The organism is Gymnodinialimonas sp. JB5-7, assembly GCF_055693405.1.
Window position 1 is genome coordinate 2860652 of sequence record NZ_JBVFUX010000012.1, and the last position, 26432, is coordinate 2887083.

Consider the following 26432-nt stretch of genomic DNA (forward strand, 5'->3'; position numbering starts at 1 on the left):
CGTCCTCAAGTTGTTGTCGAGGCGCGAAATGGAGCGATTTTTAGGGGCGCCAAGCGCGGCGGATTAACGCGGGCGTGTAAGGCGGGGCGCAAGGACAGCCAATCCGATGCCACATAGGATCACGACGCCAAAAAGGGCTTCCGCCCCGGAGATACGTTCACCGAGAATGACGGCGGCTGTCACAATGCCGATCACGGGGATACCGAGGGCAAATGGCGTGACCTGGGCGGCCGGGTGACGCGACAGAAGGGCGCCCCAGATCGAATAGCCGATGATGGTGGAGGCGATGGCGACGTAAAGGACAGCGCCCCATCCGGCAGGGCTCAGCATGGTTAGGGTGGCAAGAGGGTTGGGGCCCTCAACAACAGTCGATAGGCCAAGCATCGGCAGCGGTGGGATCAAACTGGCCCAGACAAAGAGGGCCAGCATATTCACGCCGGGCAATCGGCGCAGGATCAGGTTGCCGCACGCCCAGGACAGCGCCCCGCACAATACCAGTGTCAGGCCCCAAGCCGTGATGTTCCCGCCACCGTTTAGGGCAAAGCCTGCAACTCCAGCGCAGGCCAGCGCGATGCCCGCGGCTTGCAGGATTGTGACGCGCTCTCCGTACACAAGTGCTGCCAGTAGGATGGTCAGGGGCGCCTGGCTTTGCAGCAGGAGCGAGGCAAGCCCCGCAGATGCATCTGCGCGCATGGCCGAGAACAGGAAGGCGAATTGGCCCATGTTCAGAAGCGCGCCAACGCCGATGATGGCAAGCCATGATGCGGGGCGTTTGAAGACAAGGATCAAGGGGATGAGGATCGCGAACCGCAGGCCGACGAAAAGAAGTGGTGGCAATTCCTCAAGCGCCAGCTTCATCGCCGTGAAGTTCGTGCCCCACACGATTATCACGACCATTGCCAACAGGATGTCGCGCGGGGGCATCATGGGGTGTCGAGGCTTCCCGTAAACATCGCCAGCCGTTCCCCGGAACGCTCCCATCCCAGGCTCGTGTAGAACCCTTCGGCCATGTCGGTTGGATCGGCGACCACCCAGATCTCGGTGCAGGCAAGCGTGCGGGCGTGTCCTGAAAGGCTGCGGATTAGGGCTGTGGCAATGCCCCGTCTGCGGAACGGCTCGGCCACGCCAAGCTCATTGATCCACATCTGGGGCGGTTTGTCGGGGTGGTGGTAGTGCATGCCGGAGATCATCCCGACGATCTGCCCATCGATGCGGGAGACGGCCATGTGCAGGCGCGGGTCCGCCAGATAGCTTTGCAACAGCTCGGGCTGCGGCGGGCCATCAAAGACGTCTTCGTGCAAATTGTCGAACAGGGGCGCGTCGTTCGGCCCGGTCAGGATGATCTGCATGTGCGCCCCAAATGAAAAAGCCCGCGCCGGGGATATCCCGCGCGGGCTTCATGTTAGGCGTGGTCCGGCTCAGGCGCCAGCGGCCAGCTGGTTGTGCTTGCGGGCCACGAACTGCTTGGCGGTTTCCACGGCAACCGCGGCATCCCGGCAATAGGCGTCCGCGCCGATGGCTTTGCCGAATTCCTCGTTCAGGGGCGCGCCACCGACAAGGACGATGTAGTCGTCGCGGATGCCCTGTTCGACCATCGTGTCGATCACGACCTTCATGTAGGGCATTGTCGTGGTCAAAAGGGCGGACATTCCCAGGATGTCCGGGCCTTCGGTCTCCAGGGCTTCAAGATAGGCCTCAACTGCGTTGTTGATGCCCAGGTCCACAACCTCGAAGCCTGCGCCCTCCATCATCATCGACACAAGGTTCTTGCCGATGTCGTGGATGTCGCCCTTCACGGTGCCGATCACCATCTTGCCTACCCGCGGCGCGCCGGTTTCGGCCAGCAGGGGCTTCAGAATGGCCATGCCGCCTTTCATGGCGTTGGCGGCCATCAGAACCTCGGGCACGAACAAGATACCGTCGCGGAAGTCGTTTCCGACGATGGTCATGCCACCCACAAGCGCTTCGGTGAGAACGCGGTAAGGCTCCCATCCACGTTCCAGCAGGATGTTTACGCCTTCTTCGATCTCCTCTTTGAGGCCATCGTAGAGGTCATCGAACATCTGGGCGACGAGATCTTCGTCGTTGAGTTCGGACAGGACGATATCGTCTTCTTCGTCAGACATGGGGCTTCTCCATGACGGGTCCATCACGCACGTGGACCGTGGGCTTTTGAGAATTGGTAATCTTTTCCGGACGCTGGACATGGCGAATTGCGACATGGGGCGTCTGCGCCGCGACCTGCCTTGCGGATGTTCTATTTTTGTTCCATGTTTGGGCATGGCATCCCCAAACGCATCCAGGCCTGTTGGCCGCGCCTCGCTCAGCAATGATGTCGGCCGGTTTGAACGGCACGCGCGGGAGGCGGTGGATGACGGGTGGGATATTGTAGAAGAAGTTAGCCCGCTGCGGACGGAGGTGACGGAGGAGGTGCCGCGCTCGGTGATCACCAAGAACACCTCGCCTGACATATCCTTTGATCGCTCGATCAATCCCTATCGCGGGTGCGAACATGGCTGCATCTACTGCTTTGCGCGCCCCACGCACGCCTATCTGGGCCTGTCGCCGGGGCTGGATTTTGAAACGCAACTGATCGCGCGCCCCGATGCGCCGCGCGTGTTGGAGGCGGAGTTGCGGCGCAAAAGCTACCGGTGCGACGTGATCGCTATTGGCACCAACACGGATGCCTACCAACCGATCGAGAAAGAGCGGCGCGTGATGCGCGGCATTCTTGAAGTCTTGCACAGGTTTCGCCACCCGGTCGGGATCGCGACGAAAGGCACTCTGGTTGAACGGGACACCGATATTCTGGCTGAGATGGCGCAGGCAGGGCTGGTGCGTGTGGGCATGTCTGTCACGACCTTGCAAACTGATCTGGCCCGCAAGATGGAGCCACGCGTGCCGTCGCCCGCGCGCCGTCTGCAGGCGATTGAGCGGCTGAGCAAAGCGGGCATTCCGGTGCGCGTGATGGTCTCGCCAATCGTTCCGGGCCTGACAGATCATGAGATCGAGGACATCGTGTCTGCCGCGCGCGATGCGGGTGCTGTTGCGGCCAGCATGATTCCGCTTCGGCTGCCACTTGAGGTCTCGCAGCTTTGGCAAGATTGGCTGGCAGAGCACTATCCGGAGCGGGTTGGCCGGGTCATGTCCAAACTGCGCGATATGCATGGCGGGAAAGACTACGATGCAGAATTCGGCAAGCGGATGCGGGAGAGGGGATTTGGGCCGATCTTCTGCAACAGCGCTTCGCGCGCGCAATCCGGTCGGCGGGCATGGCCGAAAAGCTGCCCGCGCTGCGCACGGACTTGTTCGAGGTTCCGTTGGCCCACGGGGATCAACTCGCGTTGTTCTGAGAGTCGACGCTAGCCATTCTTGCCAGGCGACTTGGACGCAAAGGCAATCAGAAAGAACAGCGCCGTTATCCCGCCGGGGATCAAAACCATCATCGTCAGATCTTCTGAATTGAGGTCCCATGGGGCCAGCGTCGTGCAATTGCTCGAAACGCTCCCGAACGCGCAGGCCATGCTGGCGATGAACTGATACCAGAGATACCAGGCGACAGCGGATATGCAGCCAAGGATGATAAAGACGGTGCGCATTGGGAGGCGAGCTTAGGTCAAGCGCGGGCGCGGCGTCGACCCCGACGCTCTCGCACCGGGCCGCCGCCAGCCTCGGTCCCATCCACATCGGACGAAAAGCCACCAAGTGCCGCCGTAATGGCCTCAAGGCTCGGGCGATCACCGCGCGGTGTTGCTTCAAGGGCGCGGCGCATCTTGGACAAATGCTCAGGTGTGGTGCCGCAGCAACCGCCGATAATGGTCGCGCCGGCGTTGCGGGCGAGGCAAGCATAATGCGCCATCAGCTCGGGCGTGCCGTCATAGTGAATATGGCCATCGACGTATTTCGGAATGCCGGCATTGCCCTTGGCAATGATCGGACGGTCCGTGCCGCTGGCGGCAAAGCCAAGAACGGTGCGCAGAAGATCGGACGCCCCGACACCGCAATTGGCACCGAAGGCGACGGGCTTGTGATCCAGCCGTTCGACCATCGTGGCCATCGCAGCCGAGGTCAGGCCCATCATGGTGCGGCCGGCTGTGTCAAAGCTCATCGTGCCGCAGAATGGCATATCCGCCAGTTTCGCGGCCTCGAGCCGCAGCCTTGTATTCCTCGGGCGCGCTGATCGTTTCGACCCACAGAACATCTGCGCCGCCCGCCTTGAGCCCCTCGGCCTGTTCGTGAAACATCTCAACGGCCAGTTCGTGGGTGAGGGCGCCCATAGGGGCCATGATTTCGCCGGTTGGGTCCCACCGATCCCGCAACGATCACGGGCCGGCGCGCGGCATCTGCAACCTCGCGCCCAATCTCGGCCCCCGCCTTGTTGAGTTCAAAGACGCGATTTTGTGCGTCGTGCAGTTTCAAGCGAGCCGCGGTACCGCCAAAGGTGTTCGTCAAAAAGAGGTCTGAACCGGCATTGACGGCGCCACTTATAGAGCCTGGCGATGCGATCCGGATGGTCGACATTCCACAGTTCTGGCGCATCGCCCGACTGCAGGCCCATGTTGAACAAGGTCGTTCCGGTCGCGCCATCGGCAAGCAGCCAGTCGCGGGTTTGCAGAAGGCGGGAGAGAGGATCGGACATGGAAAGGCCTTGTTGAGCGCGCATGTAGGGCTCGTGTGCCCGCAGGTTGCATTATGAACAAGGCAGAAAATCTGCATGATTTTCATGAGGTAGATTCAATAAAGGCGGGCGCCGTATGGGCCCGCCTTGAAAGGAGGTCGTATCTCGGCGTGAGCGGCGCTTACGCCTCGTCCATCAACTGGGCTTTTGCAACGGACAGCAATGTTTCATATTTTGCGCGCACGTCAGTCTCTGCCAACTTGCCGTCCAGGTCGCCAAGCACCTTGCGCATAACGTCTTCGTGGCCCGCTTCCTCGAAATCGGCCTTGACCACCTCGGCAGCATAGGCGGTGGCGTCATCGCCGGATTTGCCGAGCGCTTCGGCAACCCAAAGGCCCATCAACTTGTTGCGGCGGGCTTCGGCCTTGAATTGCATCTCGGCGTCGTGGGCGAATTTGTTCTCGAAGGCATTTTCGCGTTCATCGAAGGTGGACATGAAAGTCGCTCCATTCAGGATTGTGTCGTTTGCTCAGAGCATATCCCCCCGCGCCAGAGGGCCGCAAGCCGAACCCTGCGCGTGTGCTTGCGACACAAAGCGCGATGACCTATAGCCAGCGCATGATTGCGTGGGCGCACAGGGCCCGCGCCACCTGATGGGACAGCATCCATGGCACGCCGCAAGAAGGTCTACGAAGGTAAGGCCAAGGTCCTCTACGAAGGCCCTGAACCCGGAACTCTGGTGCAGTATTTCAAGGACGATGCCACGGCGTTCAACGCCGAAAAGCGCGACGTGATTGATGGCAAAGGCGTGTTGAACAACCGCCTGAGCGAGTTTTTCATGAACGGGCTGACTGCAATTGGCGTGCCGAACCACTTTATCAAGCGCATCAACATGCGCGAGCAGTTGATCCGCGCCGTTGAGATCATTCCCCTGGAAGTGGTCGTGCGCAATATCGCGGCAGGCTCTATCTGTCCGCGTCTGGGGCTGGAAGAAGGCACGCCCATGCCGCGGCCCATCGTCGAATTCTACTTCAAGAACGACGATCTGGGCGATCCGATTGTCAGCGAAGAGCATATCATCGCCTTTCAATGGGCAAGCCAGCAGGACATGGACGACATGGTCAGTCTGGCTTTGCGCGTGAATGACTTCATGAGCGGGCTGATGTTGGGGGTCGGCATCAAACTGGTCGATTTCAAGATCGAGATCGGCCGCGTCTGGGACGGTGATTTCATGCGTCTGATTGTGGCTGATGAGATCAGCCCGGACAGCTGCCGCCTGTGGGATATCGAGACGGGCCGCAAGCTCGACAAGGATGTGTTCCGCCGTGATCTGGGTGATCTGGCGGATGCCTATACGGAAGTAGCACGGCGTTTGGGTGTCATGCCGCAAGGCCCGTCAGGCGTGTCGAAACCGACGCTCATCAATTGAGGTTCGCGCCCGGCTTTGGGTGTGGGATTTGCATATTTTGGGAACAAAGAGGGCAGGGGCGATGAAAGCAACCGTCACCGTGATGCTGAAACAAGGCGTTCTGGATCCACAGGGCGAGGCGGTGAAATCCGCACTCGGCTCAATGGGATTCGAGGGCGTTGGCGGCGTTCGGCAGGGCAAGCTGATCGAGTTGGATCTGGCCGATGGCACGACCGAAGCGCAAGTGACGGAGATGTGCGAAAAGCTTCTCGCGAACACGGTTATTGAAAGCTACCGGGTGGAGATGGGCGCGTGAAGGCCGCCGTCCTTCAATTCCCGGGCTCCAACTGTGACCGCGACATGGTCGAAGGGTTCCGGCTGGCCGGTTTCGCGGCCGAGACGGTTTGGCACAAAGAAACCGCGCTGCCTCGACGGCGTTGACGTCGTCGGCGTTCCGGGCGGCTTTTCCTATGGCGACTATCTGCGCTGCGGCGCCATTGCCGCGCAATCGCCGATCATGCGTGCGGTGGCGGACTTTGCAGCAAAGGGCGGCCACGTCCTGGGCGTTTGCAACGGTTTCCAGGTTCTGTGCGAAACGCGTCTGTTGCCGGGTGTCTTGATGCGCAATGCCGGGTTGAAATTCGTTTGCCGGGCAGAACCGCTCACGGTCGCCACGACAGACAGCCCGTTCACCTCCGAATATGGACCGGGCCAAAGCGTTACGGTGCCGATCGCCCATCACGATGGGAATTACCAGATCGATGATGAGGGGCTTGCGGCGCTCCGCGCCGAAGATCGCATTGCGTTTACCTATCAGGACAACCCCAATGGCTCGCGCGCGAATATTGCCGGTGTCCTCAGCGCCAATCGCCGCGTCCTTGGCATGATGCCGCATCCCGAGCGCGCGGTTGAAGATACGCAAGGCGGCACCGATGGCGCGCCGCTTTTTGCAGCATTGGCCAGCGCGTTGGTGGCGGCCTGAGTCCATCGGCCTTGAGCGATGGCGCAGTGCAGCCTACGCTTTGCCCATGAGTGTGACGGAGCGTACCCCCGGGCCTCGGGGCCTTTCTCGCTGGCGGCCGTGGTATTTGCGCGGATTGCTGGTGGTTTTTCTGGTCGCGGCCGTCAGTGTCATCTGGATTTCAAATATCTGGCTGACGGAACGGTTCACGGAAACCACGCGCAACCGGGCCGAGCTTCGCCTGGCGATTTACTCCGGATCCGTCCTGTCGGAGATCCAACGCCACCAAGTTGTGCCCTTGCTGCTGAGCCGCGACCCGTCGTTGATCCGTTCGCTGGAAGCGAATGACTACACGAACACGTCGCAGTATCTGATCTCGTATGTCGAAGACATTGGCGCCGCCTCAATCCTGTTGCTGGACCGCGAAGGGCGGGTTGTGGCGGCCACAGACCGTGCCCGCATCGCTGAGCGACGCGATGCAGATCCTTTTTTCGTTGAGGCGACACGCAGTTCCGACACTGTTTTCACCTCAAACGAACCTGAAACAGGGCGGTTTGATTTCACCTTCTCACGCGTGATCGAGAACGGGGATGGCTTGCTTGGGGTCATTCTTGTGGAGATCGACCTTGCGCGCCTCGTTGATCGGTGGCGCGGAACGTCCGAGGCCGTCTTTCTGACCAACAGCACCGGCGAGATCATCTTGTCGACCGAGGCGCGCTGGCGCGGACGGACGGAGACCGAGGCTATGTCTCTGCGCACGCCACCCAACGCAATTCAACGCGCGCTTGAGGCGACGGGAGATTGGGCCTTTGGCGATCCGGGGCCCAACTTCTTTGGCTCTGCCACGATCCGCCTCGAAAGCCGCATTCCATTCCGCGGTTGGCGGATTGTCAGCTACACCGCCTATACCAGTGTGCGGGAGCGGGTGAATGGGGTCCTGGCGCTGGAAATCATGGGATTCGCCCTGCTGCTGGCGGGCGGTTTCTATGTTCTGAGCCGCCGTGCCCGGATGCAAAGCGCTGTTCTGGCACGGGAATCGGCGGAACTGCGCCGCCTCAATGCAAGGCTACAGCGGGAAATTGCCGAGCGTCAGAGGGTCGAACGGACCCTGGAGGAGGCCGAACAGAGCCTTCAGCAGAGCCAGAAGCTGGCCGCGTTGGGTGAGATGTCAGCCGCCGTCAGCCACGAGCTGAATCAACCGCTTGCCGCAATGAAGACTTACCTTGCTGGAGCACGGCTGTTGCTTCAGCGCAAACGGACGGAAGAGGCGGCCTCCAGCTTCCAGCGGATCGACGACCTGATCGAGCGTATGGGCGCGATCACCAGACAGCTGAAAAGCTATGCCAGAAAGGGTGGAGACGCGCTTGAACCAGTCGATATGCGCGATGCGCTTGAAGGGCGCGCTGACCATGATGGAGCCGCAACTCAGAACCGATACGATCGAGATCACGCAGAGCCTGCCGCGCAAGCCCGCGATGGTGATGGCCGACCGGTTGCGGTTGGAGCAGGTGATCATCAACCTTTTGCGCAATGCGTTGGACGCGATGAAGGGGTCCGAGCGACGGGAATTGGACCTGATGATCGTGGAAGGAGATGAGGTCATGTTGTCGGTCCGCGACAGCGGAGACGGTATTGACGATCTGGAGGCTTTGTTCGAGCCATTCTACACGACGAAGCAACCCGGCGAGGGGGTTGGCCTTGGACTGGCGATCTCTTCTGGGATTGTGAAAGACCTTGGCGGACGGCTGAGCGCGCGCAATTCCGAGCGCGCCGGCGCGGTCTTTGAAGTGCGCCTCCCGGCATTGACCGAGGGGCAGGGCGGCCAGACGGCTGCTGAGTGAGTTGAAGATGCCTGCGCCCCTGCACGCTTGGGGCGCGGATTACCAATTCCCGCATGCGCACAGCGAACGGGACACCAACAAAGGATCTGCGGCATGAAGATCGCGATTGTAGATGATGAGCAGGATATGCGGCAGTCGATCAGCCAGTGGCTGGCGCTGTCGGGGTTTGACACGGAAACCTATGCCAGCGCCGAAGATGCGCTGAAGGGCATAGGCTCGGATTTTCCCGGCGTTGTTGTCACCGACGTCAAGATGCCGGGTATGGATGGGATGGCGTTCCTGAAGCGCCTTATGGGGGTCGATAGTGGTATTCCTGTGATCCTGATCACCGGCCATGGCGATGTGCCTATGGCGGTGGAGGCGATGCGGATCGGCGCCTATGATTTCCTGGAGAAGCCCTTCAACCCCGATCGGATGACGGACCTTGCCAAGCGGGCTGGGCAGCAGCGGCGTCTGACGCTCGACAACCGGGCGCTGCGCAAGGAGCTGAGCGACGGAACCGTTCTGATGCGCAAGCTGATCGGTTCCTCGCCGGTGATGGAGCGGCTGCGGGAGGACATCCTCGATCTGGGGCAGGCCGATGGTCATGTGCTGATTACGGGCGAGACGGGGACAGGCAAGACGCTGGTGGCCCATGCGCTTCACGCCGTGGGGCCGCGCGCGGGCAAGCATTTTGTTGTGCTCTCCTGTGCGGCCCATGAAGAAGAGGAACTTGCGGCCAAGCTTTTTGGCCCGGTGGGCGAAGATCAGGACAAGCCGCTGGTCGAGCAAGCCCGTGGCGGGACGCTGGTGCTGGAGGATATCGAAAGCCTGAGCCAAAGCCTGCAAGCGCGTCTGCTGACCTTTATCAATGATCAGGGCACGCCGGCGGAGACCCGGATCGTCGCCATCTGCAATGCGCCTGAGCCGGACCAATGCGAAGGGTCGCTGAGGCCGGATCTGTTCTACCGCTTGGCCGCGATGCGAATTGATTTGCCGCCCTTGCGCCAGCGCGGCGAAGACATTCTGACGCTGTTCACCCGCTTTGGAGAGCAGTTCAGCGAGGAATATGGGACAGACGCCCCGCAAGTCACCGCGCAAGAGGCAGCTCAGCTGTTGCAGGCGCCCTGGCCCGGCAATGTGCGCCAGCTCGATCAACATCGCTGAACGCGCGATCTTGCAGCAGCGCCGTGGGTCGGGGACGATTGCCTCGCTCCTGATGTCGGACAACACGCAGATTGCGCCGCAAGCGATTGGCGAAGGCAAGCCGCTGAAGGAATATGTGGAGGCGTTCGAGCGGATGCTGATCGACAACACGATGCGGCGACACCGCGGCTCGATTGCGAGCGTGATGGATGAGCTGTGCCTGCCGCGCCGGACGTTGAACGAGAAGATGGCGAAGTACGGGTTGAGCCGGTCGGACTACCTCTGAGCGGGGTCTAAGCGAGACCGTCGGCACATGTTTGCCGACGGTGTATGCTTCTGCATACCATCTCCGAAGATGCTCTGTTACGTCTATTGGCGCACACTTCCGGCGTGCGTCTTCAAGGTGCACGGGCCCTGAACGGCGGCACGCCAGCTTTCTTGGAGTCGACCATGCTCAGCCTGCAATTCCTTGGCGACCCCACCGGTCGCCCGGTTCTCTTTCTGCATCCCGGCAACGCCACTGGTGAGTCGTGGAAGAGATGTTGTGGATCGATTGCCGGGCGTTAAGGCTGTCTGTCCAGATCTTCCGGGCTTCGGCGGCAGCGCACACATTCCGCTCACGAATTTCGAAGACAGCGCCGACCATCTTGCGCGCCTTATGGAAGCGGAGGGATTGGGTCCAATGCCCGTCGTCGGCTATTCGCTCGGGGCGTATACCGGTATGATGCTCGCCCTGCGCCATCCGCATTTGGTGGAACGCGCGCTTTTGACCAGTTTTCAGATCATGCCGCTGAAGGGGCGCTGGTATCTGGTGCCGTTCTTGAATGCCATTTCGCCAATAATGACGACCTTCCGTGCCCGCAAGGCAGCGTTCAGTGGTATGGGCATTGCAGAAGGCGGCTCATGGGCCGTGACGCAGAACGCGCCTTGCAATGCGCGAACTCTACGCAGCATCGGACGCTTAGCCTTCGATTTCGACATTCGCGACCAGATCGGTAATCTGGCGCGTCCCACGCTGGTTCTGGCTGGCGACGAAGAGATGGAGAGCATTCGTGACAGCGTGGTCCTTGTTGCCGAGGCCTCGTCGATGGCCAAAGGGGCTTTTGCGCCAGGCGGGCATGGCTGGCCGGTGCTAGCGGCGGACGTCTTCGTCGACACGATCAATGCCTGGCTTGGAGATGCCCCGCTGCCGGAGGCGCTGGAACCGATCTGATTGCCCCCCCAGGCGTGTGAATAGTTCTGCGATCCGCGGTTTCCCCATTGTCTTTCTGTCGCACCCTCCCTTAATGTGAAGGAACTGGCCGTAAGCCAGCGATCAGTTTCTCTGCACCTTTGTCCCGGTGCCGCGCATATGACGCGACGGGGGAGGGCCGCAGGTCACTTGGTCTGACGCGCGCATCTATATTCTCGCGCCCGTCAGAACCGCACGTAACCGCGCCACTTGGCGCATGAATGGATGGCGAAACACGAATGTTTCAGCTATCGGAGACAGACGCGATGCCCTGCCCAGGTGCACAAACGGACACGCTTTCAGGGCCCTTGGCCCTGTCCGTCCGGACCGGGCCCATCGCGCTATCAGTACAACGCCCAATGAAATTTGCAGCGCCACCGGGGTCCGCCCCGCCGACGCGCGTGTTCGGTGGGCGAGCAAGGATACCATGGCAAAAAAGATGCTCATCGATGCCACCCACGCGGAGGAAACCCGCGTTGTGGTGGCAGACGGCAATCGGGTTGAGGAATTCGACTTTGAGTCGCTGAACAAACGGCAACTCGCAGGCAATATATATCTGGCAAAAGTAACGCGGGTCGAACCCTCGCTTCAGGCGGCTTTTGTGGATTATGGCGGGAACCGGCACGGCTTCCTCGCGTTCTCGGAAATCCATCCTGACTATTACCAAATCCCTGTCGCGGACCGTGAGGCCCTGCTGGCGGAAGAGCGCGCCTATGCCGAGCAGCAGGCGCGCGAGGACGAAGAAGAAGCGCCCAAGCCAAAGCGGCGCCGTCGTCGGCGCAAGCCTGCCGGGACCAAGGCCGAAGAGACTGGCGTTGATGCGGTGACGTCCGAGGCGCCGTCTGGCATGGATGTCGTGGACCTCGACGAAAGTGACGCTGAGGATAACGCGGCTGAGGCGGATGATGCATCGGTTGAAGGCCTGTCTCCGATGGAGCTTGTCGCCGAAACGCCTGTTGAAGAGCCTACCGACGACGCGGGTGCGCCGGATGACGGACACCGAGCAAACGGCCGATGAAGACGGCGCTGACATCGAGGATGACGGCGACGACAGCGATGCGGAAACTGTCGCCGATGACGATGATGAGGAAGAAATCCGCCCGGCGCGCAAGCCGCGGCCGCGCAAGTACAAGATCCAGGAAGTCGTAAAAGTCCGCCAGATCCTGCTGGTGCAGGTCGTCAAGGAAGAGCGTGGCAACAAGGGCGCTGCGCTGACAACCTACCTTTCGCTTGCCGGGCGCTATTGCGTTTTGATGCCAAACACCGCGCGCGGCGGCGGGATCAGCCGCAAGATCACCAACGCATCGGATCGCAAGAAGCTCAAGGAAATCGCTACTGCTTTGGACGTGCCACAGGGCGCGGGCCTTATTGTGCGCACCGCTGGTGCACAGCGCACCAAGACCGAGATCAAGCGCGACTACGAATACCTGCAACGCCAATGGGAGCAGATCCGTGAGCTGACGCTGAAATCGATTGCGCCGGCCCCGATCTACCAGGAAGGCGACCTGATCCACCGCACGATCCGCGACCTCTACAACCGTGATATCGGTGAGGTTCTGGTCGAAGGTGAGGCTGGCTACCGGCACGCCAAGAACTTCATGAAAATGATCATGCCGAGCCACGCGAAGAACGTGAAGCAGCATACCGACCCCATGCCGCTTTTCGCCAAGCACAAGGTCGAAGGCTACCTGGCCGACATGTTCAACCCGACGGTTCAGTTGAAGTCGGGTGGCTACATCGTGATCGGCGTGACCGAAGCGCTTGTGGCGATCGACGTGAACTCTGGTCGGGCCACCAAAGAAGGCTCGATCGAAGAAACCGCGCTGAAAACGAACCTTGAGGCTGCCGAAGAAGTGGCGCGCCAGTTGCGCCTGCGTGACCTCGCGGGTCTGATCGTGATCGACTTCATCGACATGGACGAACGGCGCAACAACAACGCCGTTGAGAAGCGCATCAAGGACAAGCTGAAGACAGATCGCGCGCGTATTCAGGTGGGCCGTATCTCAAGCTTCGGACTGATGGAAATGTCGCGCCAGCGCCTGCGCCCCGGCATGTTGGAGGCCACCACGCAGGCGTGCCATCACTGCCATGGGACCGGCCTTGTGCGTTCAGACGACAGCCTTGCGCTATCGATCCTGCGCCAGTTGGAAGAAGAAGGCACACGCGGACGCTCGAAAGAGGTGCTGTTGACCGCGCCCGTCGGCATCGTGAACTTCCTGTTCAACTTCAAGCGCGAGACGTTGGATGCCATCGAAGCGCGCTCAGGCATGGCGATCCGGATCGAAGCGGACGCTTCGCTGGTGGTGCCGGACTTCAAGATCGAGAAGTTCAAGACGGCCACGCGCAAGATCACGGCAACTGCACCGGTGATCTCGATGGATGCCGCGTTGATGGATGATATCGACGAGGATGCCGAGACGCAGGTTGAGGTCGAGACGCCGGAAGACGAGGACCAGCCCAAGAAGAAGCGCCGTCGGCGTCGCGGTGGCCGTGGGCGTCGCCGGAGCGGTGAAGGAGCCGAGGACGCGCAAAGCGCGGAAGAGGCAGCTGAAGGTCAGACTGAGGAAGCGCCAAGCGCAGAAGACGGCGCGCAGGCCGATCCAGAGGCGGCACCTGAGGCGGCAGAGGGCGAAGAAGACCAACCGAAGAAGCGCCGCCGTTCGCGTCGCGGTGGCCGCGGACGCAAATCGGCAGAAGCCGAGGCAGAGGTTACGCAAGAGCAGTCTGATGCGGATGCAGAGACCCCTGCCGACGAACCGCCCGTTGTCGCGGAGGAAGCAGCGCCGGAGCCGGAGGTCGCTGACGAACCGGAGGCAGAGCCTGTAGCATCGGAGCCCGAACCTACACCCGAGCCCGAGCCAGAACCAATCGCAGAACCTGAGCCCGAACCGGTTGGCGCCGAAGCGGCGCCTGAGCCAGCGCCAGAAGAACCCGCCAAGCCAAAACGGCGCGGCTGGTGGTCGCGCGGCTGATCCAGATAGCAAAAAGGGCGCCCCGGATGGCGCCCTTTTCGTCTTGGGATGCGGGTCAGCTGATTACTGCGCCGTTTCGCGCAAAATGGCGACGATCTCTTGCATGTTTGCCAGCGGCACATAGCCCTGCACCAATTGATCTCCGAACACGAAAGACGGTGTGCCCGTGATCCCCATGCGGGCGGCAAGGTCGCGATTGTAGTTGATCGTGGCTTCCACCAGCGGATCATCAATAGCTGCGAAAATCGCTTCGCTATCAAGGCCCAGATCCGTCGCGAGCCGCGCCAGCGACAACTCGGTCACATCGGCGCGCATGCTGATCAAGCCCTCGTTCATTAGCTCGTAGGCCTGCCCCCCAAGCGCGATGCGCGTGGCAATGGCAAAGCGGCTGGCAAGTTCAGACTGTTCGCCGAGGATGGGGAATTCCTTGGTGATGATCCGGATATTGCCATCGGTCTCGACCAACTCTGTCACCTCCGGATGCGCCCTGCGACAGAAGGAGCAGCGGTAGTCGAGGAACTCGACGATGACGATGTCGCCGTCTGGGTTGCCTCCCACATGATCAAAAGCAGAATTGAACAAGGCGTCTTCGTTTTCAACCACGGCGAGCGCCTGCGCCTCAGCCTCCAATTCGGCCTGGCGCTGTTCTAAAACCCCGAAGGCTTCCATCAGAACCTCCGGATTCTCAAGCAGATAGGCACGAACCTCCTCGCGGAAGATTTCGCGCTCAGCCTCGGACAGGTCGTTCAAATCGGTGGCCATGGCCGGGCCCGCAATCAGAGCTGAAAGAGCCGCGCCCAACAAATACTTTTTCATCAGAAATCTCCGTTGTTCGGATTTGCCATTACCTACCACATCCGCTCGTGCCCGCCACCATTGACGACACCGGCTTGGCCTGTTTTCAACCTGCGCAAGGATGTGAGGTGAAAAATGCGCCATTCAAAACGTGCACTGGTGGATCCGTTCATTGTGATGGACGTGATGGAAGCCGCCAAGAGCTGCAGAAGAAGCCGGACGCCACATTATTCATATGGAAGTGGGCCAGCCCGGATCAGGCGCGCCTGCGGCGGCCCGTGCAAGATTGGCCGCCGAGATGGAAGCGGGACCATTGGGCTATACCGTGGCATTGGGGCGCCCGGATCTTCGCGCGGGCATCGCGGCGCTTTATCAGGAGTGGTATGGCATCGACCTGGATCCATCCCGCGTAGTCCTCACCGCCGGAGCGTCCGGGGCCTTCATTCTTGCCTTCACGGCGCTTTTCGATGCGGGCGCAAAGGTAGCCTTGGGGGAGCCATGCTATCCGTCCTACCGACAGATCCTCTCGGCCCTCTCGCTTGAGCCCGTGGGCCTGCAAACGCATGCTGAATCGCGTTACCAACCAACGCCAGACCATCTGACCGATGATACTTGGCGGGCTGATTGTCGCCAGCCCCGCCAACCCGACTGGAACCATGCTGTTCGAGGGTGAGATGCGCGCTCTGGCAGATGCATGCATATCGCGTGGTATCTCCCTGATTTCCGACGAGATTTACCATGGCTTGCAGTATGAAGGGCGGGCCGTATCGGCGTTGGAAGTGACGGATGATGTCTATGTCATCAACTCGTTCTCCAAATACTTCTCGATGACGGGCTGGCGGTTGGGGTGGATGGTTGTGCCACCCGATCATGTCCGGATCATCGAGCGCCTGGCACAGAACATGTTCATCTGTCCCTCGCACACAGCGCAGGTTGCGGCAATTGGCGCACTATCGCCGGATGGGCGCGCGGAGCTGGACCAGCATCGCGAAACCTATGCAAAGAACCGTACGATCTTGCTGCAAGGCCTTGCGGAAGCGGGGCTGACGAAAACCGCGCCTGCAGATGGCGCGTTTTACGTCTATGCCGATGTGTCGGACTTCACAGATGATGCGCGCGCCTTTGCAGACGAAGTCCTCGACAAGGCCGGGGTTGCGGTGACGCCAGGGCTCGATTTCGACAAGGCCCGCGGGGCAGGCACGCTACGCTTCTCCTATGCGCGGTCGACTGATGATATTGTCGAGGGTGTCGCGCGCTTGATCTCGTTCATGGACGCCCGAAAAGGGTAGGAGGGTCGCGTTGGATAAGCTATAAAGCAGCCAACCAAGAGGGAATATCCCCGTGATCCGAGCAGTCCTGATTATCGCCCTTCTCTGGCTTCCGCTTCCCGTCCTGTCACAAGGATTTGGGGCATTGGCCCGCGCGCTGCCGGACGACAGCCACCTGACCGGCAATCGGCGCGGGGCTGAGTTGGAATTGGCGCTTAGTCAGGCCGTTCCGTTCCGTGTGTTTACCTTGTCCGACCCTATGCGCGTGGTCGTCGATTTCAGAGAGGTCGATTTCGGCGCGTTGCCCGAGGGTTTCAACCGCGCGCGAACCGTAGAAGCGCTCGCCTATGGTGGTGCATCGACCCCGGGTTGGTCGCGGATGGTGTTGACCTTGAATGCGCCCATGTTGCCAGAGATTGCGGCCATGGAAACGGATGATGCCACTGGCGAAGCTGTGGTGCGGCTGTCGCTGCAACCCGTTGAGGAAGAAGCCTTTTTGGCAGCGGCCGGTGCCCCGCCGGGGGTAAGCGGCGTGCTGTTGCCGGTGGTAACCGCCGCGGCCGCTCCAGCCAATGACGACACATTGCTGATTGTTCTCGATCCCGGCCATGGTGGGGTTGATCCAGGTGCTGTTCGAAACGGCTATACCGAAGCGGATCTGATGTTGTCTTTCGCCCGCGAGTTGCGCGAAATCATGCGGCGCACCGGCGATATCGAGGTCGTCATGACCCGCGATGCAGATCTTTTCGTTCCATTACCGACACGGGTGACGGTTGCAAGGGCGGCGGGTGCGGACCTGTTCATTTCCCTCCATGCCGATGCGATAGCCGAGGGGCGTGCGCAAGGAGCAACGGTGTACACATTGGCCGAAGAGGCGACGGATGCCGCGACGGCTGCCCTTGCTGAGCAGCACGACCGGGCCGACCTGTTGCAAGGGATCGATCTGTCGGGAAGCGATGACGAGGTGGTCAGCGTACTTCTTGATCTTGCACGCATCGAGAACGCTCCTCGCAGCCGCGCGTTTGCCGATATTCTGGTCCAAGCCATCGACACGACCGGGTTAGAGTTGCATGCCCGTCCGCGGGGCGAGGGGGCCTTTTCGGTCCTAAAAGCGGCTGATTTTCCAGCGGCCTTGCTGGAAGTTGGTTTCTTGAGCGATGGCGGCGATCTTCAGAACATTCTGGACCCAAGCTGGCGGGCCCGGATGCAGGCCGCAATCACCGGTGCAGTGGTGGCTTGGGCACAAGCCGATGCTGCGGCAGACGCCCTCAGGCGCCAGTAAATTCGGCCAACCAAACCGAATGACCGTTCAGAGCGGCATCGTCGGGGCGGAACCAACACTCCGTAAAGCCATGCTGTTTAAGCAACGTGCGATAGGCCGTAGGGGCGAGGCTCATGTGGTAGACCTCGGACGAGCCGACCGTTCCCCAGACCTCGCCATGGCTCGGGGCCGGAGGTGAAAAGCAGACGCGTCCCGGGCTTGGCATGGGCTGCAAAGATCGGAAACATTGCCCGCTGATCCGCTTCGCTCAGATGAAAAAAACTGTTGAACGCCAATATGATATCGAAAGCCTGATCTAACCCGAGGCCGCGCATGTCCGCACAAATCGCGCGGGCCGAAGGGACCCGATCTCTCAGCTCCGTAATCATCGAATTTGCGCCATCTACGCCGGTTACATGATCACCACGCCGTACAAACCATTCCGCAATCGGCTGGCCAGACCCGCAGCCAAGGTCCAACACCTCCAAACCTGGATCGCGTCCGGCCACGCAGGCCTCAAGCAACGGCCGCTCCCACAGCGATGTGTCGCGGCGTTCGGCCCAAACCGATGCCTCGCGCTCATAGGTGGTCAAAATGTGATCCGGTTTGCTTCGCATTTCCCCGTAATAACACGGCAAATTCCCGCCGTCGTGTTTTGACCGCCCCTCGCGCGCGCGTATACAGATGCAAGACTTGGGGACGACGAGCATAACATGCGATTCATAATCGGTATTTTCGGCGCGATTTTCAGCGCGATTACTTTGGGTTTGGTCTTTGCAGCGCTTGGCGTGGGCGGGCTGATCTTCATGTATTCGCGCGGCTTGCCAGACCATGAAACACTGGCGAACTACACGCCGCCGACCATCAGCCGGATTTACTCGCGCCAAGGCATGATCGTGGATGAGTTCGCATCCGAACGGCGGCTTTTCACGCCTGCCGATGAGATCCCGGATTTGGTGGCTTATGCCTTTGTTTCGGCGGAAGATCGCAACTTCTACAACCATGCCGGGTATGATCCGCGCGCCATCGCGGCGGCTTTCGTCGAAGCGATCCGGTCGCGGGGTCGCGACGTGCGCGGCGCCTCGACCATCACACAGCAGGTGATGAAGAACTTCTTGCTCGATGGCTCGCGGACCGTTGAGCGGAAGGTGCGCGAAATCATTCTGGCGGCCCGGATTGAACGCACATTGTCGAAGGACCGCATCCTTGAGCTCTACCTCAATGAGATTTTCCTGGGCCAGAACTCCTATGGCGTGACGGCAGCAGCGCAGACTTATTTCAATGCGACGCTGGAAGATTTGACGCTGGAACAAGTGGCCTATTTGGCAGCACTGCCGCAGGCCCCATCGCGGTTTCATCCGGTCAACGACTACGAGCGCGCGATCAGCCGGCGCAACTACGTGCTGCGCGAGATGTACGAGAATGGCTATATCTCTGAGCAAGAGATGGAGGAGGCGCAGGCCACCGCATTGGAAACGGTGCAGGGTGGCCATATCGAAGCCTTCCGCCTGTCCCGTCCGCCACGCAACTATTTCACCGACGAAATCCGCCGACAGTTGAGCGCTGAATACGGCGCAGATGAGTTCTTCTCCGGTGGCTATGCCGTTCGGTCGACCATGGACGAGAGCCTTCAGGAGGTCGCCGAGTCTGCGTTGCGTCGTGCGTTGGAACGCTATGATCGTAATCTGGGCACGTGGCGCGGGGCGTACACGACGATTGACGCGGCTGATCTTGGCGCGGGCGATGAAGCCACTTGGCGCGCAGCCTTGGCCGATGCCGATATCCCCCGCGATATTGACGGCTGGTTTGCCGCCGTGGTGCTGGAGGTCGGAGACAGTTCCGCCCGGATTGGGATCGAAGGCGTCGAAGAAGACGAAGACGGCCACTTCATCCCGGCAGAAGATGTCCAATGGGCCCGGCCGTTGCGTGAAGACGGCTCGCGCGGGAACACCGCGCGCGTGGCGGGCGATTTGCTCAGCGTTGGTGACGTTGTGCATGTCCGCCGGATGACGCGTGATAGCGACGGCTCGTTCATTCGCTGGACCCTGCGCCAAATTCCGGAAGTGCAGGGCGGGTTCATGGCCATGGACGTCCATACGGGGCGCGTTCTGGCGATGCAGGGTGGGTTCAGCTACCAGCATTCGTCGTTTAACCGGGCGACCCAAGCGACACGACAGCCCGGTTCGTCGTTCAAGCCCTTCGTCTACGCGGCGGCATTGGATTCGGGCTACAGCCCCAACACCATCGTCATCGATGCGCCGATTGAGGTGCGCACAGGGGAAGGGATCTGGCGGCCACAGAACGCCTCGAACCAATTCTATGGCCCATCGCCCTTGCGCACAGGGATCGAACGGTCGCGGAACCTGATGACCGTCCGTCTGGCGCAGGAAGTCGGGATGGACACCATCGCGCGTTATGCGGAACGGTTCGGCGTCTACGATGAGATGCAGCCGTTCCTCGCCAATTCTCTTGGCTCGCAGGAAACCACGCTGTTCCGCATGGTGGCTGCCTACGCGATGTTTGCCAATGGCGGCGAACGGGTGGAACCAACGCTCGTGGACCGCATTCAGAACCGCTATGGCGAAACGGTGTACCGCCACGACCAACGTCTTTGCCCGGACTGCGAATTGGCCTCGTTGGAGCCCGGCGTGGCGCCGCGGATCGTGTCGACGCGGGAACGGGTGATGGACCCAATCACCGCTTACCAGCTGACCTCTATGATGCGTGGCGTGGTGCAGCGTGGCACGGCGTCGAGCACGGTGAATCTGCCAGTGCCTACGGCGGGCAAGACGGGCACGACCAACGAGGCGCGCGATGTCTGGTTTGTGGGCTTCACATCGAACATCGCGGCGGGTTGTTACATCGGATATGACCAGCCGGAACCGTTGGGACGCGGCGCGTCGGGCGGCGGCATGTGCGGCCCGGTTTTCCAGCGCTTCATGCTTGAAGCGATTGAGGAATATGGCGGGGGCGACTTCCCTGTGCCGGAAGGCGGTCAGTTCTTCCCTATCGACCGCTATTCAGGGGCGCGTCTGCCCGCAGGCTCGTCCGGTGATCACGTCGTCTACGAGACTCTTCCGCGAAGGTGAAGAGCCATATCAAGGCTTGCTGTCCGTGATCGATGGCGGGTGGGCGATGTCGTCTGATATTCCGATCTTCTCCCGTCCTGGCGATTCAGGTGGCGGTGGCGGTCAGGGCGTTCTTGTAGAGACGTCTGACGGAGACACAGCACGTGTCCCCACGGCAACCGGCTTTGGCACCCTCAGCTCAGGCGGGCTTTACTGACCCAGCACATGATTGCAGAGCCGTCGTTGGCTCTGCATCCGCAATGCGGCAACCCGCTTGAGGGCCGCCGGGTGATCCACTACATCTGCGACACACCTATCCTGAAAGCCCTTATCCATGCGCGCCGAGACCCAAGCCAATATCGAAAAGATCCAGAATTCTCTGACCCTGCTGGGTCAGCGTATGGATATCGAGACGGCGCCCCATCGCCTTGAGGAATTCAACGCGATGGTGGAGGACCCGAACCTGTGGAACGATCAGGAAAAAGCGCAAAAGCTGATGCGCGATCGTCAGGTCCTGGTCGACAAGCTCAAGACCTACGAGGCCATCAAGCAGGGTGTTGAGGATAACGCAGAGCTGATCGAACTGGGTGAGATGGAAGGCGATGACGAGGTCGTCGCAGAGGCGGAAGCCGCGATTGCCGCGCTGGTTGAAGAGGCCGCCGCGAAGGAGCTTGAGGCGCTTCTTGATGGCGAGGCCGATGCCAATGATACGTTTCTTGAGATCAACTCAGGCGCTGGCGGCACGGAAAGCTGTGATTGGGCCAGCATGTTGGCGCGGATGTACACGCGGTGGGCCGAGAAGCAGGGATATGATGTCGACCTGCAAAGCTTTAGCCCCGGTGAAGAGGCCGGCATCAAATCAGCCGTCTACAAGATCAGTGGCCACAACGCGTACGGCTGGATGAAATCGGAATCCGGCGTGCATCGTCTTGTGCGGATCAGCCCATTCGACAGCGCCGCGAAGCGCCACACGTCGTTCACGTCCGTAAAAGTGTATCCTGTCGTTGACGACAATATCGAGATCGAGGTGAACCCAAGCGACATTCGCATCGATACCTATCGCTCCTCCGGCGCGGGCGGTCAGCACGTCAACACGACCGACTCGGCTGTGCGGATCACACACCATCCCACGGGTATCGTCGTGACCTCGTCCGAGAAGTCCCAGCACCAGAACCGCGACATCGCCATGAAGGCGCTCAAGTCGCGGCTCTACCAGATGGAGTTGGACAAACGTTCGGCGCTGGTGAACGAAGTCCACGAGGCCGCCGGTGACGCCGGATGGGGCAATCAGATCCGGTCCTACGTGTTGCAGCCCTACCAGATGGTGAAGGACCTGCGGACGTCCTACGAGACGTCGGACACCCAAGGCGTCTTGGACGGAAACCTCGATGGCTTGATGGCATCCGTCCTGGCCCATGGCGTATCGGGCAAGGGCCGGGCAGAGGCGCAAAGCGAAGACTAACTTCTGGCCGCATCGCCTGTGGCCAAGCCTGGGTTTTTGCATTTTCATGGAACAAAGATAGGCAGGGAGGGCCTGGAATGGCGGAGCTGTGGGCGCTTGGCGCTGGTGATCTGGCACGTTTGATCGCGAAGCGCGATCTGTCCCCTGTTGAGCTGATGCGCGAGACCCTTGCCCGGATTGACGCGGTAAACAGCGACGTAAACGCAATCGTGTCTTTGCGCGACCGCGAGGCCCTGATGGGCGAAGCGCGCCTTGCAGAGGCTATGCCACCCAAGGGGTGGCTGCATGGCATCCCAGTGGCGATCAAGGATTTGGTGGCCACCAAGGGGCTACGCTCCACGTCTGGCTCCCCGTTATTTGCGGACAACGTCCCGGATGAAGATGATGGTCTGGCGCGCCGCATGAAGGCTGCAGGTGCGCTTGTGATTGGCAAGACCAACGTGCCGCAGTTCGGACTGGGCTCACACTCGACCAATCCGGTTTTTGGGGTGACGAGAAATCCGTTCGATCTTTCCCTTACAGCTGGCGGCTCATCAGGCGGGGCAGGGGCCGCGTTGGCGACTGGCATGCTAAGCGTCGCCGACGGCTCGGACATGATGGGCAGTCTCCGCAACCCAGCAGCGTGGAATGACGTGTACGGCTTACGCCCAAGTGTCGGCCTGGTACCGGGTGAACCCGGCGAAAAGGCGTTGCTGCACCGGCTGTCGACCCATGGCCCCATGGCCCGAACCGTCGATGACTTAGAGGCCTTGCTTGGCACACTGTCAGACGGGCGTCATTGTCCTTTAAACGCCGAATTGCGTGCTCCGAAGATTGGGTGGTTGGCCGATTGTGGCGGCGCCTATCCCATGGAGCAGGGGTTGCTCGACGCGGGCGCTGCCACTTTGGAGCGCGTGGGGTTAGATCTTGGTTGGAAGATCGACGCCGTTTCCTTGCCCGCCCCGGTGGAAATGATTTGGGACAATTGGACCACGCTGCGATCTTTCGTTGTGGCGATGGAACTGGGCGGGCATTGGCGTTTGCACGAGGAGCGGAGCCAGTTGAACGCCCAAGCAATCTGGGAAATCGAACGCGGCTTTGCGATGACGGGCGACGCGGTCGAAGCGGCGCTGGAGCAGCGCCGGACCTGGCTGGCGATCTTGTCCGAGCTTTTCTCGCGATACGATGCCTTGATGCTCCCCTCGACGCAGATATGGCCGTTTCCGGCTGAATGGGATTGGCCCCGATCGATTGCGGGGCAGGACATGGATACCTATCACCGATGGATGGAGGTCGTCGTGCCAGCAAGCCTTGCCGGAGTGCCGGCCCTCGCCTTGCCGGCGGGCCATCACGCAGACACGGGTTTGCCCCACGGGCTTCAGATGTTGGGTCCCCACGGAGCGGACGCGAAGCTGCTTGCACTCGGTCGCGCTTGGGAGCGCGCGGTTGGCTCGCGAGCCTGCCATGATCCGCGCCGTTTTGCACGCAAGGGTTGAACACGCTACACTGTTCGCGGGAGGAACATGCGCCATGTCAGATATGACAAGCCATCCGGTGGGCGAGGGCGCCCCGTCCATTCGCGACATGCAGGTCCCTGATCTTTGGCCAGTGCTGCGCGCGGGCGCAGAGGATTTTCGTCGAAAACCTGCATTCGGCCTGTTCTTCGCCGCCGTCTATGTGGTTGGCGGTTGGACGATCTATTGGATGTTGTTTCAGGCGCATCTTGAATGGCTGGCTATCCCGCTAACATTCGGGTTCCCCCTGATCGGGCCGTTTCTGGCTGTGGGCCTCTACGAGGTGTCCCGGCGCCTCGAAGCGGGACTTGAGGATTGGAAAGCAGCGGACATCTTCGCCGTTGTTTGGCGTCAGAGGCTCCGGCAATTGCCCACGATGGCGTGGGTGATCATCGTCTACTTTCTGTTTTGGTCCTTCTTCGCTCATATGCTGTTTGCGCTGTTTCTGGGCCCGTCGGCCCTGACCAATGTCACCACATCATATGCCTATCTTCTGGAACCGGAGGGGCTTTCCATGTTGCTGGTTGGCGCCGCATTTGGGGCAGTCTTCGCCTTCGTGCTGTTCACGTTGACCGTGGTATCGCTGCCGCTGTTGCTGGACCGCGAAGTTGATTTCGTGACGGCAATGATCACATCCGTAGCGGTGGTTCGACAAAACCCTAGGGCGATGTTGGTCTGGGCCTTTACGATCGCCGCCCTGACGTTTTTGGCCATGGTGCCGGGGTTACTTGGCTTGATGGTTGTTCTCCCGGTCCTCGGCCATGCCTCTTGGCACCTCTACCGCTCGGTCACTGTGACAGGGGAAGACGATCCCGCGGTTGTAGCTACGACCTGACATAAAAAAACCGGGCGCTTGGCCCGGTTCTTTCGAATTCATATCCGCTTCGGTTCAGCTGTCGGACTTTGCCGAAGGCTGAGGAACTGGGCCGGCTGCGGCCGGGCGCGGGATTGATGGCGAAGAGGGGGCCTCAGCGACAGACGACGACGCGCTGCCGCCGGTGGTGATCGGCGTGCGTGGCGCTGCGTTGTTTGCACCCGTCGACAGCGGATCTTCCGCACGCTGAACGGAGCCTTCGAAATGCGCACCAGACTCGATTGCGATCGTCTTGTGGATGATGTCCCCTTCGACGCGCGCGGTCGAGGTCAGGCGCACCTTAAGGCCACGCACACGTCCGACAACGCGGCCCGTGACAACGATATCGTCGGCAACGATCTCACCCTCTATGTTGGCGCTCTCGCCAACTGTAAGAAGATGTGCGCGGATGTCGCCCTGAACGGTGCCTTCCACTTGGATATCACCCGTCGTGCGCAGATTGCCCACGATGGTCAGGTCGGACGACAGCATGGATGGCTGAGGTTTCGACTTGGCGCCAGATGCTGCGGATGTGGATTTGTTCATGGTGTCTCCAGAAGTCGTGCCCGCCGCGGGGCTTTCACCGTCGGAACCATCGGACGCGCCGCCCTGCTTGGGTCCGGGTTCGTTGATCTTGGATTTAGAAAACATTGCGTCCTGCCCTTATGAACGTCATCGGATTTACGCGTGTCCCATCGCGATGCACTTCGTAGTGCAGATGCACGCCCGTGCTCCGACCGGTGGTTCCCATATCACCGATAAGTTCGCCACGCGAGACCCTTTCCCCTTCGCTGACCCGCAGTCTGCTCATGTGGGCGTAGCGCGTCATGAAACCGTTGCTGTGCCTGATTTCAACTGTAAGTCCGTAGCCATTTTGACGGCCAGCGAATTCGACAACGCCTGCGCCACCGGCAACAATTGGCGTACCGCGCGCGCCCGCGAAATCGAGGCCGTTGTGCATACGGGTGCCGCCGTTGATCGGGTCACGTCGCGGGCCGAAGCCCGAAGTCTGGCGATAACTACCGTTGACCGGGTTGCCGAACGGCAAACGTTCAGCCGCAATGCGCCAAAGGTTAATTTCGTCAAGCTCCTGCAACAGCTGGTTGGCACGATCCGACAAGGGGTCCGGGCCGCTGCCGGACGTCGAGATAATTGGTGTCAGAGGCCCGCCCTGGCCGGAATATCCACGACGCACGCTTTCAATCAGGTCATCGGTATCAAGCCCGGCAGCGCTGAACATTTCATCAAGCGGTTCCATCGAGACGGCGACGGCTTCTTCCAATTGGCGGAAAACGCGGTTTTGACGTTCTTCCGTCAGGGCCGCTTCGAAATTCAGTCGGTTGATCTCGTCAACGGCCTGCGCCATCAACGAGTGCCCTTCGTCGCGTTCACCAGCCGTCAGCTCAAGCGCTTCGCTGAGGAAGGCGAGCGTTTGCTGCAGTTCCCATTCCCGTTCCGCAGCGGTCTGCACCGTGCCGGTATTGGCCTGAAGCTCATTCTGGAAGGCGGCGGCGGCGATGCGCGCCTCGTCGCGTTCATCGATGGTCCGGCGCAATGTGGCCTGGATGACGTCAACGGCCGTCTCCAACTCGCGACGCCGCTCCTCGGAATCGAGAAGGCGGGTCTGCATTTCCGAAACCTGGTCCATCGCCAGCGCGAAGCGGTCTTGCGCGGCCGCAGCCGCCGCCGCCCGGGCATCGCGTTCCAATGCCATGGCATTCAGCCGGTCCTGGAACATCGCCTGCTCGCGCTGCGCGAGGTCGCGGGCATTGCCCGCAGAGATGGTATCAATAAGAAATATGGAGGTCACAATGACCGTCCAGCCAACGAACACGGCAGATCCAAGGATCATGCTGGCCTGGGTGACGGGACGCAGCCTGATAAAGCGCGTTCCTTCTTCCGATTTCAGGAAGAGCCGTTGTTCTGGCAAATGCCGTTCAAGCGCCGCATTCACGCGACTCAAAAGCCGAGATGTCACTGTCCTTACGCCTCGCTTCCCCTTGTGTTTATCCGCGCCACCGTCTTGTCCCCAGTGGCGGCTGCGGCGTGCTTGGGGATAAGCTACGCCGCCTTTCA

At 60.8% G+C, this 26432-nt stretch carries 16 protein-coding genes and 8 pseudogenes; 14 read left to right on the top strand and 10 right to left on the bottom strand.

Annotated features, from left to right (window positions below; all coding sequences use genetic code 11):
* Window positions 1–63: 63 nt before the first annotated feature.
* The 3 genes from ACZ1HK_RS23435 to ACZ1HK_RS23445 all read right to left on the bottom strand — a co-directional run bounded on the left by ACZ1HK_RS23435 (window position 64) and on the right by ACZ1HK_RS23445 (window position 2126).
* A complete protein-coding gene (locus ACZ1HK_RS23435) occupies window positions 64–927 on the bottom strand; it encodes an EamA family transporter (RefSeq protein WP_472630721.1) in 864 nt (287 codons plus the stop codon).
* Window positions 924–1349, bottom strand: a complete 426-nt coding sequence (locus ACZ1HK_RS23440; protein ID WP_472630722.1) for a GNAT family N-acetyltransferase — start codon at window positions 1347–1349, stop codon at window positions 924–926. The genes ACZ1HK_RS23435 and ACZ1HK_RS23440 overlap by 4 nt, the downstream gene beginning before the upstream one ends.
* A gap of 69 nt (window positions 1350–1418) precedes the next feature.
* Window positions 1419–2126 (bottom strand): corrinoid protein, encoded by a 708-nt coding sequence (locus ACZ1HK_RS23445; protein WP_472630723.1) that lies wholly within the window; start codon window positions 2124–2126, stop codon window positions 1419–1421.
* Window positions 2127–2280: 154 nt separating this feature from the next.
* Here ACZ1HK_RS23445 and ACZ1HK_RS23450 point away from each other — a divergent pair.
* Window positions 2281–3353: pseudogene (locus tag ACZ1HK_RS23450) on the top strand (PA0069 family radical SAM protein).
* Window positions 3354–3362: 9 nt separating this feature from the next.
* Here the strand turns inward: ACZ1HK_RS23450 and ACZ1HK_RS23455 are convergent.
* The 3 genes and pseudogenes from ACZ1HK_RS23455 to ACZ1HK_RS23465 form a co-directional block, all read right to left on the bottom strand.
* Window positions 3363–3599 carry a hypothetical protein gene (locus ACZ1HK_RS23455; RefSeq protein WP_472630724.1) on the bottom strand — a complete coding sequence of 79 codons (237 nt, stop codon included), beginning with the start codon at window positions 3597–3599 and terminating at the stop codon, window positions 3363–3365.
* A 17-nt stretch (window positions 3600–3616) separates the two neighbouring features.
* Window positions 3617–4639 (bottom strand): annotated as a pseudogene (gene bmt / locus ACZ1HK_RS23460) (betaine--homocysteine S-methyltransferase).
* 160 nt (window positions 4640–4799) lie between these two features.
* Window positions 4800–5114 (bottom strand): DUF1476 domain-containing protein, encoded by a 315-nt coding sequence (locus ACZ1HK_RS23465; protein ID WP_472630725.1) that lies wholly within the window; start codon window positions 5112–5114, stop codon window positions 4800–4802.
* A 171-nt stretch (window positions 5115–5285) separates the two neighbouring features.
* On the opposite strand from ACZ1HK_RS23465, the gene purC reads away from it, so the two are divergent.
* The 7 genes and pseudogenes from purC to ACZ1HK_RS23500 all read left to right on the top strand — a co-directional run bounded on the left by purC (window position 5286) and on the right by ACZ1HK_RS23500 (window position 14156).
* Window positions 5286–6047, top strand: coding sequence for a phosphoribosylaminoimidazolesuccinocarboxamide synthase (gene purC, locus ACZ1HK_RS23470; RefSeq protein WP_472630726.1), 762 nt, complete (start codon window positions 5286–5288; stop codon window positions 6045–6047).
* 61 nt (window positions 6048–6108) lie between these two features.
* A complete protein-coding gene (purS, locus tag ACZ1HK_RS23475) occupies window positions 6109–6342 on the top strand; it encodes a phosphoribosylformylglycinamidine synthase subunit PurS (RefSeq protein WP_472630727.1) in 234 nt (77 codons plus the stop codon).
* Window positions 6339–7008, top strand: a pseudogene (gene purQ / locus ACZ1HK_RS23480) (phosphoribosylformylglycinamidine synthase subunit PurQ). Before purS ends, purQ begins: the two are co-directional and overlap by 4 nt.
* A 46-nt stretch (window positions 7009–7054) precedes the next feature.
* Window positions 7055–8828 (top strand): annotated as a pseudogene (locus ACZ1HK_RS23485) (sensor histidine kinase).
* Between the two features lie 93 nt (window positions 8829–8921).
* A pseudogene (locus ACZ1HK_RS23490) lies at window positions 8922–10239 on the top strand (sigma-54-dependent transcriptional regulator).
* A 258-nt stretch (window positions 10240–10497) separates the two neighbouring features.
* Window positions 10498–11166 (top strand): alpha/beta fold hydrolase, encoded by a 669-nt coding sequence (locus ACZ1HK_RS23495; protein WP_472630728.1) that lies wholly within the window; start codon window positions 10498–10500, stop codon window positions 11164–11166.
* A gap of 445 nt (window positions 11167–11611) precedes the next feature.
* Window positions 11612–14156 (top strand): annotated as a pseudogene (locus ACZ1HK_RS23500) (Rne/Rng family ribonuclease).
* Window positions 14157–14219: 63 nt separating this feature from the next.
* Here the strand turns inward: ACZ1HK_RS23500 and ACZ1HK_RS23505 are convergent.
* Window positions 14220–14972 carry a DsbA family protein gene (locus ACZ1HK_RS23505; protein ID WP_472630729.1) on the bottom strand — a complete coding sequence of 251 codons (753 nt, stop codon included), beginning with the start codon at window positions 14970–14972 and terminating at the stop codon, window positions 14220–14222.
* Window positions 14973–15086: 114 nt separating this feature from the next.
* Here ACZ1HK_RS23505 and ACZ1HK_RS23510 point away from each other — a divergent pair.
* Together ACZ1HK_RS23510 and ACZ1HK_RS23515 are read left to right on the top strand one after the other, a co-directional pair.
* Window positions 15087–16240, top strand: a pseudogene (locus ACZ1HK_RS23510) (aminotransferase class I/II-fold pyridoxal phosphate-dependent enzyme).
* Between the two features lie 52 nt (window positions 16241–16292).
* On the top strand, window positions 16293–17501 hold the full coding sequence (locus ACZ1HK_RS23515; protein WP_472630730.1) for an N-acetylmuramoyl-L-alanine amidase: 1209 nt from the start codon (window positions 16293–16295) through the stop codon (window positions 17499–17501).
* Window positions 17502–17578: 77 nt separating this feature from the next.
* Here ACZ1HK_RS23515 and ACZ1HK_RS23520 read toward each other — a convergent pair whose 3' ends face one another.
* Entirely contained in the window at window positions 17579–18073 is a 495-nt protein-coding gene (locus tag ACZ1HK_RS23520) for a class I SAM-dependent methyltransferase (protein ID WP_472630731.1), read from the bottom strand.
* 120 nt (window positions 18074–18193) lie between these two features.
* Here ACZ1HK_RS23520 and ACZ1HK_RS23525 point away from each other — a divergent pair.
* The 4 genes and pseudogenes from ACZ1HK_RS23525 (at window position 18194) to ACZ1HK_RS23540 (ending at window position 24338) form a co-directional block, all read left to right on the top strand.
* Window positions 18194–20765 (top strand): annotated as a pseudogene (locus ACZ1HK_RS23525) (penicillin-binding protein 1A).
* 117 nt (window positions 20766–20882) lie between these two features.
* Window positions 20883–22010: a peptide chain release factor 2 gene (prfB, locus tag ACZ1HK_RS23530; RefSeq protein WP_472630732.1), complete on the top strand. Its 1128-nt coding sequence runs from the start codon at window positions 20883–20885 to the stop codon at window positions 22008–22010.
* 77 nt (window positions 22011–22087) lie between these two features.
* Window positions 22088–23485: an amidase gene (locus ACZ1HK_RS23535; RefSeq protein WP_472630733.1), complete on the top strand. Its 1398-nt coding sequence runs from the start codon at window positions 22088–22090 to the stop codon at window positions 23483–23485.
* Window positions 23486–23519: 34 nt separating this feature from the next.
* Window positions 23520–24338 carry a DUF2189 domain-containing protein gene (locus tag ACZ1HK_RS23540; RefSeq protein WP_472630734.1) on the top strand — a complete coding sequence of 273 codons (819 nt, stop codon included), beginning with the start codon at window positions 23520–23522 and terminating at the stop codon, window positions 24336–24338.
* A gap of 54 nt (window positions 24339–24392) precedes the next feature.
* On the opposite strand, the gene ACZ1HK_RS23545 is transcribed toward ACZ1HK_RS23540, so the two are convergent.
* The gene (locus ACZ1HK_RS23545) at window positions 24393–25007 is read right to left on the bottom strand and encodes a bactofilin family protein (RefSeq protein ID WP_472630735.1); all 615 of its coding nucleotides are present in this window, start codon (window positions 25005–25007) and stop codon (window positions 24393–24395) included.
* Window positions 24997–26334, bottom strand: a complete 1338-nt coding sequence (locus ACZ1HK_RS23550; protein ID WP_472630736.1) for a DUF5930 domain-containing protein — start codon at window positions 26332–26334, stop codon at window positions 24997–24999. Before ACZ1HK_RS23550 ends, ACZ1HK_RS23545 begins: the two co-directional genes overlap by 11 nt.
* Window positions 26335–26432 lie beyond the last annotated feature (98 nt).

Bases quoted from the DNA above. Each gene is read 5' to 3' on its own strand.
- ACZ1HK_RS23445 (WP_472630723.1), bottom strand. From the start codon at position 2,126: ATGTCTGACGAAGAAGACGATATCGTCCTGTCCGAACTCAACGACGAA.
- ACZ1HK_RS23545 (WP_472630735.1), bottom strand. From the start codon at position 25,007: ATGTTTTCTAAATCCAAGATCAACGAACCCGGACCCAAGCAGGGCGGC.
- ACZ1HK_RS23535 (WP_472630733.1), top strand. From the start codon at position 22,088: ATGGCGGAGCTGTGGGCGCTTGGCGCTGGTGATCTGGCACGTTTGATC.
- ACZ1HK_RS23455 (WP_472630724.1), bottom strand. From the start codon at position 3,599: ATGCGCACCGTCTTTATCATCCTTGGCTGCATATCCGCTGTCGCCTGG.
- purS (WP_472630727.1), top strand. From the start codon at position 6,109: ATGAAAGCAACCGTCACCGTGATGCTGAAACAAGGCGTTCTGGATCCA.
- ACZ1HK_RS23440 (WP_472630722.1), bottom strand. From the start codon at position 1,349: ATGCAGATCATCCTGACCGGGCCGAACGACGCGCCCCTGTTCGACAAT.
- purC (WP_472630726.1), top strand. From the start codon at position 5,286: ATGGCACGCCGCAAGAAGGTCTACGAAGGTAAGGCCAAGGTCCTCTAC.
- ACZ1HK_RS23465 (WP_472630725.1), bottom strand. From the start codon at position 5,114: ATGTCCACCTTCGATGAACGCGAAAATGCCTTCGAGAACAAATTCGCC.
- ACZ1HK_RS23435 (WP_472630721.1), bottom strand. From the start codon at position 927: ATGATGCCCCCGCGCGACATCCTGTTGGCAATGGTCGTGATAATCGTG.
- ACZ1HK_RS23540 (WP_472630734.1), top strand. From the start codon at position 23,520: ATGTCAGATATGACAAGCCATCCGGTGGGCGAGGGCGCCCCGTCCATT.
- prfB (WP_472630732.1), top strand. From the start codon at position 20,883: ATGCGCGCCGAGACCCAAGCCAATATCGAAAAGATCCAGAATTCTCTG.
- ACZ1HK_RS23505 (WP_472630729.1), bottom strand. From the start codon at position 14,972: ATGAAAAAGTATTTGTTGGGCGCGGCTCTTTCAGCTCTGATTGCGGGC.